Below are 11,903 nucleotides of genomic sequence, written 5' to 3'. Positions count from 1 at the left end.
CTTCTCGTCTTCATCTTCGGCGTTATCTATGCCTTCATCCGCAAGGAGCGGGCTGGCGCCAATCCGTGGGGCGAAGGAGCGACGACGTTGGAATGGACGCTGCCGTCGCCGCCGCCCTTCCACCAGTTCGAGACCCTGCCGCGCATCGCGGATACGGGCCACTAGTCTTAAAGAGCCGGGCGGCTTTCCGCCGCCCCGCTCCTCCCCCGAGGGCTTGGGTTTCTAAGCCTTCCGGCGAGGAGCCGATATCGAAAGACCACGGGCTTCAGGCCCAGGGCTTCGAAAGATCATCGTGATGAGAACAGCATCGAACAGCCTGACCGACATGCCCAACGAGAAGATCACCACCGCCGGGATCTCGCAGGGCGACGTGTCCGATTACTTCGCGCTCCTGAAGCCGCGGGTGATGTTCCTCGTCGTTTTCACGGCGCTCGTCGGCATGGTCGTCGTCCATCCGGACGTTCATCCGGTCGTCGCCTTCGCCTCGCTGCTCATGATCGCGGTCGGCGGCGGCGCTTCGGGCTGCCTCAACATGTGGTGGGACGCGGATATCGACGCCGTCATGACCCGCACCCGCAAGCGCCCGATCCCCGCCGGCAAGATCCAGCCGGGCGAGGCGCTGGCCTTCGGACTCACCCTGTCGGCAGGTTCCGTGATCGTGCTCGGCCTCGTGAGCAACTGGCTCGCTGCGGGGCTTCTGGCCTTCACCATCTTCTTCTACGCCGTGATCTATTCCATGTGGCTGAAGCGTTCGACGCCGCAAAACATCGTCATCGGCGGTGCTGCGGGCGCGCTTCCTCCCATCGTCGCCCAGGCGGCGGTGACGGGCCATGTGGGCTGGGAAAGCATCATTCTCTTCGCGATCATCTTCATCTGGACGCCGCCGCATTTCTGGGCGCTCGCCCTGGTGAAGTCGGGCGATTACGAGCGGGCGGGCATCCCCATGATGCCGAACGTGGCCGGCCCCGATTCGACCCGCCGCCAAATCCTTGCCTATACCCTGCTCCTCGCGCCGCTGGGCCTGGCCCCGATAGCCTTCGGGTTCGGTGGCCTGGCCTATGCGATCATTGGCACGATCGGCGGCCTCGGCATGCTGGCGCTGGCGTTCCAGGTCTATCGCCTGCGGGAGGGAGAGCCTGCCATGCGCGTGGCGCAGCAGCTTTTCGCCTTCTCGATCCTCTATCTCTTCCTGCTCTTCGCGACCTTGCTCGCGGAGCATGGCCTTGGCTTCTTCAGGCCGGTTTTCGGGTGACGTCATGGCAGAGCTTCCCCCTCCCACCTTGAGTCCCGAAGAGCAAAAGCGCCGCCGGAAGCGTTCGCTCGCCTTGGCGCTGACGCTCGGCGCCCTGGTTCTGTTGTTCTATGTGGTCACCATCGCCAAGCTCGGCCCCGGTGTCCTGCAACGGCCCCTGTAGAGGTTACGATGACTGAAACTCCGCATGTCCAACGCAATGTACGCCGCACGGCCCTCGCCTGTGCCGGGATTGCCGCCGGCATGGTCGGGCTCGCCTATGCGTCCGTGCCGCTCTACGACCTGTTCTGCAAGGTCACGGGCTTCGACGGCACGCCGATCGTGCGGACGAACAACGAATCCCAGGTGCTGGATCGGATGATCGCCGTCCGGTTCGATGCCAACGTCTCCCCCGGCCTCAACTGGCGCTTCGCGCCGGAGACCCCCGAGGTCAAGGTCAAGCTCGGCGAGACCACGACGGTCCTCTATAAGGTCACCAACAAGGGCGATAAGCCGACGACCGGAATCGCCACCTACAATGTCCAACCGGATCTCGCGGGCAGCTATTTCTCCAAGCTGGAATGCTTCTGCTTCACGGAACAGACCCTGAAGCCCGGCGAGACGCTGGAATCGGCTGTGGTCTTCTATATCGATCCGCGCCTCGTGAAGGATTCGGACGTGAAGGACCTCAGCTCCATCACCCTCTCCTACACCTACTTCCCCTCCAAGGGGGGCAAGCCGGTGGCGGAGGCTGCGACATCATCAACGAAACCCATCGTTCAATAACGGACGTGACAAGCTAGACAGAAACGTCTTAAAGCGAGACACCTTCGAGGCACGGAGACGATACGAATGGCCGAGGCCCACGCCAAACATCACGATTATCACCTTGTCGACCCGAGCCCGTGGCCGCTCGTTGGTGCTTTCAGCGCCTTCGTGATGGCTTCCGGCTTCGTCACTTGGTGGAAGGACGTCCCAATCGGCGGGATGCACATCGGCGCCTATGTGTTCGGCGCGGGCATCATCGGCGTGCTCTACACCATGCTCAGCTGGTGGAGCGACGTGATCCGCGAGGCCAATAGCGGCCAGTATCACACCCGCGTGGTCCAGCTTCATCACCGCTACGGCATGATGATGTTCATCGCCTCCGAGGTGATGTTCTTCGTGGCCTGGTTCTGGGCCTATTTCGATGCCGCGCTCTATCCGAACGAGGCGATCCAGTATGCGCGCACCGAGGCGCTCGGCGGCGTCTGGCCGCCCAAGGGCATCGAGACCTTCGATCCCTGGCACCTGCCGCTGCTCAACACCCTCATCCTGCTGACCTCCGGCACCACCGTGACCTGGGCGCACCATGCGCTGCTGGGGAACGACCGCAAGGGCCTGAGGACTGGCCTGTGGCTGACGGTGATCCTGGGCATGATCTTCACCACGCTCCAGGGCTACGAGTACAGCCACGCCGCCTTCGGCTTCAAAGGCAACATCTACGGCGCCACCTTCTTCATGGCGACGGGCTTCCACGGCGCTCACGTGATCATCGGCACGATCTTCCTGGCGGTGTGCCTGTTGCGTGTCTATCGCGGCGACTTCACGCCGAAGCAGCATCTCGGCTTCGAATTCGCGGCTTGGTACTGGCACTTCGTCGACGTGGTGTGGCTCTTCCTTTTCGCCGCCATCTACGTATGGGGCTTCGGCGGACACGCCGCCGGCCATTGACGCCGCTCAATCTGAACCGATCTCAACGGGGGCGGCCACAAGCCGCCCTTCGTTTTTGAAACTTATCCCCCATCTGTCAGGGCGGCACTTTCCCTTGCAGAACGCCCGGAGAATGCGCCGTGGCCCAGAATTCCGCGCCTCCCAACCCCATCGTCGCCGGTCTCATGGGCCGTTGTCCGCGCTGCGGCAAGGGGCATCTGTTCCAGGGATATCTGACGCTGCGTCCGTCCTGCGAGGTCTGCGATCTGGATTACGCCTTCGCCGATACGGGTGATGGCCCGGCCTTTTTCGTGATGTCCATCGTCGGCATCGTCGTGGTTGCCCTGGCTCTTTGGGCCGAGTTCACCTTCGAGCCGCCACTCTGGCTCCACATCGTGATGTGGTTCGCCCTTTCGGTGATCCTGAGCGTTGCCCTGGTGCGTCCCCTGAAGGGTGTCATGGTGGCGCTGCAATATCATCACAAGGCCGAGGAAGGGCGCATCCAGAAGTGACCCGCCCTACTCTCCCGCAACGCCTGCGCTCGCTTCTTGTCCCCGGCCTCGCAACGCTTGTCGCCCTGGCGATCCTGATCGGTCTCGGCAGCTGGCAGCTCCAGCGCAGGACCTGGAAGGAGGGCCTGATCGCCCAGATCGAATCCCGTGCGTATGGGGAGCCGGGCCAGATCCTGCCGGATGCGCAATGGGGGCAATGGCGCGCGGATCAGGACGAGTTCCGGCGGGTGCGGGTCAGCGGCACTTTCCTGCACCAGTTCGAGACCCCGGTTTATGGTCTGGCTTCCGCGCAGCGCGGCTCGCCCATCCAGGGCTATTACCTGATGACCCCTCTGCGCCTGAAAGACGGCGCCATTCTCATGCTCAATCGCGGCTTCGTGCCGACGGAACTGCGCGATCCCGCCTCGCGTCCGGAGAGCCAGCCGACAGGCGAGACGACCATCACCGGCCTCGTCCGTGCGCCGGAAGAGCGGAACATGTTCACGCCTGCCGACGATCCGGCCCGCAATTCCTGGTTCGCCCGCGATCCCGAAGCCATTGCCAGGGCCCATGGCCTCGCCCGCGCCGCTCCCTTCTACGTGGAAGCGGACGCGACGCCGAATCCGGGCGGTTGGCCGAAGGGCGGACAGACGAAGCTGGAACTGCCCAACAACCATCTGCAATACGCCTTCACCTGGTTCGGAATCGCCCTCACCCTCGTCGGCGTCTTCGCCACCTTCGCCTGGCGGCGGCTGAATCCGCCTTCAGCCGAGCTGGAACAGGGCGAAGAAGCCAAATCCTAGGATCACCAGACCTGCGCTGACGACCTTCGCGACGAAAAGCGCCTTCATCATCATCCGGGTCTCATGATGATGCTCCGCCCGCTCCGCGCGGGTCATGGCCTGCCGGGCCTTGAACTGCTCCGCATAGAGCGATGTCGTCATGAAATTGCTGACCGCGCCATCCTTCTCGAGCTCGATCCGCTGCGCCATCACACCGATGATGAGGCCGAGCAGCCCCATGCCGAAGAACCCGACCAGCGCGTAGAGCCCATAGGCGAATGCGGCCAGCACCGCGACCAGGAGCGGCAGGAGCACCCAATCGGTTCGGGTCATGCGCATCGTCCAGGTCCTTCTCGGGTTTTCAAACCCGCTTGGCTTCCGACACTGGAAAATATACCATGCTTTCCATGTTCACCGTATTCATGACCATGGCCCATCTTACCACGCGCCTCGCCGGGCGTGCGGGATGTGCTTTGCGCCGATGAGCGTGTGAACATTCCCTCAAGCCCTGCGGAGACGAGCAGGGCTTTGACGGTTCCGTTCGCTTCCGCCTTTTTTCCAAGGAGAGCGACATGGACCCTCAACCTCAACATCCACCTGATATTGAAAGCCTCGTCATCCGCGCCGTGCGCCTTGGCGATGCTGAAGAAATCGCGGCCATTGCCTGCCTACCCGGCTATCGCTGGGGCACTTTGAGCCTGCCACACCGCACTTCGGAGGACATCCGGAAACGGCTGGAGAGCCAGGGCCCGGGCGACGTGAGCCTGGTCGCTTCCCTCGACGGGCGGATCGTCGCCAATGGGGGCCTCACCCGCTTTCCCGGTCGCCGGGCCCATGTGGGACTCCTCGGCATGGGCGTCCATGACGATTATCAGGGCCGCGGCATCGGCTCCCGCCTCTTGCGCGAAATCCTTTCGGTCGCCGATGACTGGCTCGGCCTGAAGCGGATCGAACTGACCGTCTATACCGACAACGCACCGGCCATAGCGCTCTACAAACGCCACGGTTTCGAGATCGAAGGGACCCATCGCGGCTTTGCTTTCCGCCAAGGCGCCTTCGTGGACGCCCACGCCATGGCGCGCCTGAATGGCTGAGACCCGGCAGCCGGTTATGGCTTGTCCTGACCGGCTGCCCCTCTTAATGTCCGCCGGAATTTCAGGAGATTGACCGTGTTTCACGTCTCGACCCGGGGCGAAGCCCCCGCGCTCGGCTTCGCCGATGCCCTGCTTGCCGGATTGGCCCGCGATGGCGGCCTCTATGTGCCGGAAAGCTGGCCGGGACTGACGCGCGAGACGATCTGGGGTTTTGCGGGCAAGCCCTATGCCGAGGTGGCGAAGGCGGTTCTCGGCCCCCTCGTCGACGGCGAGATTCCGCAGGCCGCCCTCGGCGCCATGATCGACGAGGCCTACGCCACCTTCCGCCATGCGGCCGTCTGCCCCCAGAACCAGATCGGCGACAATCTCTTCGTGCTGGAACTCTTCCACGGCCCGACGCTCGCCTTCAAGGACGTGGCGATGCAGCTGCTCGGCCGCCTGATGGACCATGTGCTCAAAGCCCGCGGCGCCCGCGCCACCATCGTCGGCGCGACCTCGGGCGATACGGGCAGCGCCGCCGTCGAGGCATTCAAGGGCCTTGATCAGGTCGATATCTTCATCCTCTACCCGCACGGGCGCGTGTCGGATGTCCAAAGGCGGCAGATGACGACGGTGGCCTCGCCGAACGTCCATGCCCTCGCGGTCGAGGGAACCTTCGACGATTGCCAGTCGATGGTGAAGGGCATGTTCAACCATGCCCGCTTCCGCGACGAACTCCAGCTTTCCGGCGTCAATTCCATCAACTGGGCCCGCATCGCGGCGCAGACTGTCTACTACTTCACGGCGGCGGTCGCCCTGGGCGGGCCGCACCGGCCTGTCTCGTTCTCGGTGCCCACGGGCAATTTCGGCGATATTCTCGCCGGCTGGGCCGCCAAGCGGATGGGGCTGCCGATCGAACGGCTGATGATCGGCACCAATGCCAACGACATCCTGGCCCGGACGCTTCATTCCGGCTCCTACGAGATCCGGGGCGTCGAGCCCACCACCTCGCCCTCCATGGACATTCAGATCTCGTCCAATTTCGAACGCCTGCTCTTCGAGGCCCATGGTCGCGATGCGGGTGCGATCCGCCGCCTCATGGCAGGGCTCGCGCAGTCCAAATCCTTCACCATCGACGCCGATCCCCTCGCCCGCATCCGCGACGAATTTTCGACGCAAACCGTTAACGAGGCGAATGTGGCGGAGGAGATGGCCGAGACCTACCGAACGACCGGCTACGTGCTCGATCCGCACAGCGCCGTCGGCACCCGCGCCGGGCGGGCGCTCCTGAAGGAGCGGCCCGAAGTTCCCGTGATCGCCCTCTCGACGGCGCATCCGGCCAAGTTTCCTGACGCCGTCGCACGCGCGACCGGAATCCGGCCCCAGCTTCCGCCGCACATGGCCGATCTCATGGAGCGTAAGGAGAGCTTCACCGTGCTCCCCAACGACCAGGGCGCGGTCGAGCGCTTCATCCGCGAGCGCGCCCGCGTGGTCAAAGGCATCGCGGCATGAATCATCACCTCGTTCGCGAGAAGCGGATCGACATCACGCGGCTTTCAAACGGCCTGACCGTCGCAACCGAGCAGATGCCGGAGATCGCCACGGCGACCCTCGGGGTCTGGGTCGGCACCGGTTCGCGCCATGAAATGGCGCACGAGCATGGGCTGTCCCATCTGATCGAACACATGGCCTTCAAGGGCACGAAGCGCCGCCTCGCCCGGCAGATCGCCGAGGATATCGAGAATGTCGGCGGCGACATCAATGCGGCGACGAGCGTCGAATACACCAGCTACACGGCCCGCGTCCTTGGGGAAAATGTGGATGTGGCAATCGACGTGCTTGGCGACATTCTCACCAATTCCCTCTTTGCTTCCGTAGAGTTGGCTCGGGAGAAGGGCGTCATCCTGCAGGAATATGCGGCGGTCGAGGACACGCCGGACGATCTCATCTACGACGCCTTCATGGAGACGGCCTATCCGGGCCAGCCCATCGGCCGCCCGATCCTCGGCACCCCGGAAACCATCAGAAGCTTCGACGAGGCCACCATCCGCGCCTTCCTCGCGCGGGAATACGCTCCGGGCAAGATGGTGCTCGCCGCCGCCGGCGATGTGGACCATGCCCGGATCGTCGAGGCAGCCGAGCGTCATTTCGGTGCGATGCCGGCCGTGGGCATCCGCGAGCCCGAGCCCGGCCTCTATCTTGGCGGCGAGCGGCGGATTTCGCGCAAGCTCGAACAGGCCAATCTGGTTCTCGGCCTGCCGGGCCTCTCCTTCAAGGATCCCGGCTATTACGCCACCCACCTGTTCGCCCATATTCTCGGCGGCGGGCTGACGTCCCGCCTCTGGCATGAAGTACGCGAGACGCGCGGGCTGGCCTATTCCATCGACGCCTTTCATTGGCCCTTCTCCGATTGCGGTCTTTTCGGCGTCGGGGCCGGAACCGCAGGCAACGACGTGGCCGAATTGATGGATGTCACGTTCCAGTGCATGCGCAAGGCCACCGAGGGTATCGCCGAGATCGAGATGGTCCGCGCCAAGGCGCAGATGAAGGTTGCTCTCCTGACGGCGCTCGAGACGCCGGGCGGACGCATCGAACGCGTCGCCCGCCAGCTCCTGTCCTGGGGCCGGATCATCCCCAGCAACGAGATCGTGCTGAAGGTCGATGCCCTGACGGCCGATCAGGTCCGCGAAGCCGGCCACCGCCTTCTCCAGGGAGCACCGACCCTGGCCGCCATCGGCCCCATCAAGGGTCTGCCCTCTCTCGATCGGATCGCGGCAGGTTTGCAGGATTAAAATCGCGAAGCTTAACTTTAGGGCGGGATGAGTATCCTCTCCTCAATCCCGCCGCAAAGCTGCCCCATGGCCGCGTGTAAGTCCTCCAAGCTTGAGTCTTGCGGACAAGTCGGGCCCAACCTCGACTTCACCTTGCCCTCAAGCTCTCCGACCGATACCAATCCCTTCCACCCACGCACCGGACGGAAGACCGAAGCTTTGCGGATCGTTTCTTTCGCCATAACCGTCATCTTGACGGCCTTCATGTGTCTGGCCTGGCCAGCGAGCGGCCAAGCCGTCGAATCCGTCCGCGTGGACCCCAAGGTGAAGGCCATCGATCTCACCCCCATGGTGGAGCGCTACCGCTCGGATGGGGACGAGATCCGCATCTCGACCGCTCCGGGGCGCGACGGAATCGTCCGCCGCATCGCGGTGAAGGCCCGCGAGGCCGGCACCCGGCCGGACTGGATCGTCTTCGCGCTCACCAACGATACCGACGAACAGGTGGACCGTCTCCTGGTCGCCCCCCATTTCCGCCTCACCTCCTCCGGCGTGGTCTGGCCCGATCTGGGATCGTCTCGCGTCGCGGCAATCACGGCGAGTCAGGGCATCCGGCCCGAGCGGGACGACAGCGCGGATGCGGATATCTTCCTCGTCACCCTCGATCCCGGCACGACCGTGACCTTCGTGGCGGAGCTGCGCTCCGCCAATCTCCCGCAGCTTCATCTCTGGGATGCGGACGCCTACAAGGAGCGGGTCAACGGGCTGACGCTCTACAAGGGCATCATCATCGGCATCGCCGGTCTTCTCGCCCTCTTCCTCACCATTGTCTTCGTGGTGAAGGGCGCCCTGATCTTCCCGGCCGCCGCCGCCCTGGCCTGGGCCGTACTCGCCTATGCCTGCATCGATTTCGGTTTCTTCCAACGCATCTTCCCCATCACAGAGAAGGCCGAGCAGATCTACCGCGCCGGCGCGGAAGCGGTGCTGGCGGCGACCCTTCTCGTCTTCCTGTTCGCCTATCTCAACCTGAACCGCTGGCATGTGCGCTACAGCCATGTGACCGCGTTCTGGCTCGTCTTCCTCGGCGCCCTCATCGGGCTCGCCGTCATCGATCCGCCCGTGGCTTCAGGGGTGGCGCGCATCTCGATCGCGGCCGTGGCCGGCATCGGCTTCGTGCTGGTGATCCATCTCGCCACCCATGGTTACGACCGGGCCGTGATGCTCGTCCCGACCTGGCTTCTCCTGATCGCCTGGGTGACGGCGGCGACCTTCACGGTGATGGGCCATCTCGGCTCCGATCTGGTGCCTCCGGCCCTGATCGGCGGGCTCGTGCTCATCGTCATGCTCATCGGCTTCACCGTGATGCAGCATGCCTTTGCAGGCGGCGCTTTCGCGCAGGGCTTCGTGAACGACACGGAGCGCCGGGCGCTCGCCCTGTCGGGCGCAGGCGACATCGTGTTCGATTGGGATGTCATTTCCGACAACATCTTCGTCAGCCCGGAAGTGGAGCATCTGCTCGGCCTCAAGCGCGGCTCGCTCGAAGGCCCCGCCTCGGCCTGGCTCAATCTGGTCCACCCCTTCGACAAGGATCGCTATCGCGCCACCCTTGACGCCGTCATCGAGCAGCGCCGCGGTCGCCTCTCGCAGGATTTCCGTCTGCGCTCGGCCTCGGGAGCGCATCACTGGTTTCGCCTCAAGGCCCGTCCGGTCATCGGAACGGATGGCGAGGTGATCCGCGTCATCGGCACACTTGCGGACGTGACCGACAGCAAGACGGCAGAAGAACGACTGCTTCACGACGCCATCCACGACAACCTCACCAGTCTGCCGAACCGCCAGCTTTTCTATGATCGCCTGGAAGCCGCCCTCACCTTCGCGAGCCAGGACGACGGCCTGCGCCCCACGGTGGTCGTCATCGATATCGACAAGTTCAAGAACACGAATGACTCTGTAGGCTACGCGGCGGGCGATTCGATCCTGCTGACCTTGTCCCGCCGCCTCGGGCGCCTGCTCAGGCCGCAGGACACCCTGGCGCGGATCGCGGGCGACGAATTCGCCATCATCCTGCTCTCTGAGCGGGAGCCGGACCGGATCATCGCCTTCGCGGACATGGTCCGGCGTGCGGTGACGACAGCCATCACCTATGCGGAGCGCGAGATCTTCCTGACCGCCTCCATCGGTCTTGCCCTGCACGATCCCCAGATCGCCGCACGGCGCGAAGAGGTTCTTCGGAACGCCGAAATCGCCATGGCTTACGCCAAGCGTCATGGCGGCGACCGGATCGAGGTCTTCCGTCCGACCATGCGCTCGGACCGCAGTGATCATTTCACGATGGAATCGGATCTGCGCCGCGCTCTCGAGCGCAACGAGATCAAGGTGCTGTTCAAGCCCATCGTTCGCCTTGAGGACCGGACCATCGCCGGCTTCGAATCGATGCTGCGCTGGGATCACCCGCGTCTGGGCCGCATAGGTCCGGAAGACTTCATGCCGCTTGCGGAAGAAACCGGCCTCATCGTCACCCTGAGTTTCTTCCTGCTGGAGCAGACGGCGCGGGAGCTTGCCACCTGGCAGGACGCTCTGGAAGTCGACCCGCCGATCTTCGCCAGCGTCAATATGTCGAGCCCGCATCTCCTGCGGCACGACCTCTTGCAGGACGTGAAGGCGGTCATCGCGCGCACGGGCGTGCTTCCGGGCTCACTCAAGATCGAGATGACCGAGAGCCTGGTCATGGAGAACCCGGAATATTCGGCCCAGATGCTCACGCGCCTGCGGGATCTAGGCGCCGGGCTCTCCCTCGACGATTTCGGGACCGGCTATTCCGCCCTCTCCTACCTATTCCGGTTCCCGTTCGACACGATCAAGGTGGATGAATCCTTCGTGCGCCAGATGGCGGCGGGCAAGCCGGTGATCCTGCGGTCCATCATCAAGATGGCCCACGAACTGGGTATGGAAATCGTCGCGGAAGGCGCGGATACGGAATCGGAAGCCATCGAGCTCTATCAGCTCGGCTGCGAATATGCTCAAGGCCCGGTCTTCGGAGAGCCGATGTCGACGATGCAGGCGCGACAGTTGGTAGGTGCGGCGACCGAAGCGGCTTGAACAGGTTCAGGCGTGGCCAGCTTCCATGGAAAGCATGGCCGGATCGATGCCGATTCGGCGCAGGGCGAGATCATAGCGAAGCTCGGCGGATGAATTGAAGATCAGTTCCGCGTCGGCGGGGCAATTGAGCCAGCCATTGGCCTGGATCTCGTTTTCGAGCTGCCCGGCCCCCCAGCCGGCATAACCAAGGGCCAGGATGGCGTTTTCGGGCCCATCCCCCCGGGCGATGGCGCGCAGGATGTCGACGGTCGCGGTCAGGCAGACGCTGTCGTCGATGAGAAGGGTCGATTGGGCGATGTGGAAATCCGAGGAATGAAGAACGAAGCCTCGACTCGTTTCCACCGGCCCCCCTATCAGCACCTGCATGCGACCGACTTTCTGCGGCAGGAGAATTCGTTCCAGATCCGGAATGATCTCGAGCTGCACCAGAAGATCGGGCACGCTCACATTGGCGGCGGGCCGGTTGAGGACGATGCCCATGGCGCCTTCGATCGAATGGGCACAGATATAGATGACGGCGCGGGCGAAACGCTCGTCCACCATTCCGGGCATGGCCACCAGAAGCTGGCCGTCGAGATAGCCGGACTCGGCACCATTCGCATTCGACAAAAGGCTCATCTCTCTCATCTGCGTTGCCGGGTGGCCGCCCATCACGGGATCGTGGATGGCCAAGTCGGAAATAAACCGCATAAGGGAAGCGCGTCAGGGAGGCGTCAGTTCCATGACAATTCGATTAAGTTCTGCTTCGGCGCTCGTTTGCCTCA

General features: G+C 63.9%; 12 protein-coding genes and 1 pseudogene. 11 read left to right on the top strand and 2 right to left on the bottom strand.

The genetic code is table 11. The features are described from left to right. From AB4Y97_RS16330 to AB4Y97_RS16300, 7 genes and pseudogenes are all read left to right on the top strand, one after another. A pseudogene (locus AB4Y97_RS16330) lies at positions 1–165 on the top strand (cytochrome c oxidase subunit I); the annotation flags it as partial. 130 nt (positions 166–295) lie between these two features. Then, complete coding sequence (locus tag AB4Y97_RS16325) at positions 296–1,252, top strand: heme o synthase (RefSeq protein WP_442000096.1); 957 nt, start codon at positions 296–298, stop codon at positions 1,250–1,252. Between the two features lie 4 nt (positions 1,253–1,256). Next, on the top strand, positions 1,257–1,415 hold the full coding sequence (locus AB4Y97_RS16320) for a hypothetical protein (RefSeq protein WP_442000095.1): 159 nt from the start codon (positions 1,257–1,259) through the stop codon (positions 1,413–1,415). Positions 1,416–1,423: 8 nt separating this feature from the next. Beyond that, positions 1,424–2,017 carry a cytochrome c oxidase assembly protein gene (locus AB4Y97_RS16315; protein ID WP_442000094.1) on the top strand — a complete coding sequence of 198 codons (594 nt, stop codon included), beginning with the start codon at positions 1,424–1,426 and terminating at the stop codon, positions 2,015–2,017. Between the two features lie 66 nt (positions 2,018–2,083). Next, positions 2,084–2,944 (top strand): cytochrome c oxidase subunit 3, encoded by an 861-nt coding sequence (locus AB4Y97_RS16310; RefSeq protein ID WP_442000093.1) that lies wholly within the window; start codon positions 2,084–2,086, stop codon positions 2,942–2,944. A 164-nt stretch (positions 2,945–3,108) separates the two neighbouring features. Next, positions 3,109–3,435, top strand: coding sequence for a DUF983 domain-containing protein (locus AB4Y97_RS16305; RefSeq protein WP_442000101.1), 327 nt, complete (start codon positions 3,109–3,111; stop codon positions 3,433–3,435). Then, on the top strand, positions 3,432–4,217 hold the full coding sequence (locus AB4Y97_RS16300) for an SURF1 family protein (protein ID WP_442000092.1): 786 nt from the start codon (positions 3,432–3,434) through the stop codon (positions 4,215–4,217). The genes AB4Y97_RS16305 and AB4Y97_RS16300 overlap by 4 nt, the downstream gene beginning before the upstream one ends. Here AB4Y97_RS16300 and AB4Y97_RS16295 read toward each other — a convergent pair. Beyond that, complete coding sequence (locus tag AB4Y97_RS16295) at positions 4,179–4,535, bottom strand: hypothetical protein (protein WP_442000091.1); 357 nt, start codon at positions 4,533–4,535, stop codon at positions 4,179–4,181. The two genes, AB4Y97_RS16300 and AB4Y97_RS16295, sit on opposite strands and share 39 nt — an antisense overlap. A gap of 233 nt (positions 4,536–4,768) precedes the next feature. Here AB4Y97_RS16295 and AB4Y97_RS16290 point away from each other — a divergent pair, with 233 nt between their 5' ends. From AB4Y97_RS16290 to AB4Y97_RS16275, 4 genes are all read left to right on the top strand, one after another. Then, complete coding sequence (locus AB4Y97_RS16290; RefSeq protein WP_442000090.1) at positions 4,769–5,290, top strand: GNAT family N-acetyltransferase; 522 nt, start codon at positions 4,769–4,771, stop codon at positions 5,288–5,290. Between the two features lie 75 nt (positions 5,291–5,365). Continuing rightward, positions 5,366–6,781: a threonine synthase gene (gene thrC, locus AB4Y97_RS16285; RefSeq protein WP_442000089.1), complete on the top strand. Its 1,416-nt coding sequence runs from the start codon at positions 5,366–5,368 to the stop codon at positions 6,779–6,781. Continuing rightward, entirely contained in the window at positions 6,778–8,061 is a 1,284-nt protein-coding gene (locus AB4Y97_RS16280) for a M16 family metallopeptidase (protein WP_442000088.1), read from the top strand. Before thrC ends, AB4Y97_RS16280 begins: the two co-directional genes overlap by 4 nt. 243 nt (positions 8,062–8,304) lie before the next feature. After that, positions 8,305–11,139 carry an EAL domain-containing protein gene (locus tag AB4Y97_RS16275; RefSeq protein WP_442000100.1) on the top strand — a complete coding sequence of 945 codons (2,835 nt, stop codon included), beginning with the start codon at positions 8,305–8,307 and terminating at the stop codon, positions 11,137–11,139. A 6-nt stretch (positions 11,140–11,145) separates the two neighbouring features. Here AB4Y97_RS16275 and AB4Y97_RS16270 read toward each other — a convergent pair whose 3' ends face one another. After that, the gene (locus AB4Y97_RS16270; RefSeq protein WP_442000087.1) at positions 11,146–11,766 is read right to left on the bottom strand and encodes a YqgE/AlgH family protein; all 621 of its coding nucleotides are present in this window, start codon (positions 11,764–11,766) and stop codon (positions 11,146–11,148) included. Between the last annotated feature and the right edge of the window lie 137 nt (positions 11,767–11,903).

Source organism: Microvirga sp. 2TAF3 (assembly GCF_052114965.1).
In the GTDB taxonomy this organism is placed as follows: Bacteria; Pseudomonadota; Alphaproteobacteria; order Rhizobiales; family Beijerinckiaceae; genus Microvirga.
This window is presented reverse-complemented; position numbering and strand designations above follow the sequence as displayed.

Coding starts and splice junctions, on each gene's coding strand:
- AB4Y97_RS16310 (WP_442000093.1), top strand. CDS start 2,084: ATGGCCGAGGCCCACGCCAAACATCACGATTATCACCTTGTCGACCCG.
- AB4Y97_RS16320 (WP_442000095.1), top strand. CDS start 1,257: ATGGCAGAGCTTCCCCCTCCCACCTTGAGTCCCGAAGAGCAAAAGCGC.
- AB4Y97_RS16275 (WP_442000100.1), top strand. CDS start 8,305: ATGTGTCTGGCCTGGCCAGCGAGCGGCCAAGCCGTCGAATCCGTCCGC.
- AB4Y97_RS16315 (WP_442000094.1), top strand. CDS start 1,424: ATGACTGAAACTCCGCATGTCCAACGCAATGTACGCCGCACGGCCCTC.
- AB4Y97_RS16280 (WP_442000088.1), top strand. CDS start 6,778: ATGAATCATCACCTCGTTCGCGAGAAGCGGATCGACATCACGCGGCTT.
- AB4Y97_RS16290 (WP_442000090.1), top strand. CDS start 4,769: ATGGACCCTCAACCTCAACATCCACCTGATATTGAAAGCCTCGTCATC.
- AB4Y97_RS16270 (WP_442000087.1), bottom strand. CDS start 11,766: ATGAGAGAGATGAGCCTTTTGTCGAATGCGAATGGTGCCGAGTCCGGC.
- AB4Y97_RS16325 (WP_442000096.1), top strand. CDS start 296: ATGAGAACAGCATCGAACAGCCTGACCGACATGCCCAACGAGAAGATC.
- AB4Y97_RS16295 (WP_442000091.1), bottom strand. CDS start 4,535: ATGCGCATGACCCGAACCGATTGGGTGCTCCTGCCGCTCCTGGTCGCG.
- AB4Y97_RS16305 (WP_442000101.1), top strand. CDS start 3,109: ATGGGCCGTTGTCCGCGCTGCGGCAAGGGGCATCTGTTCCAGGGATAT.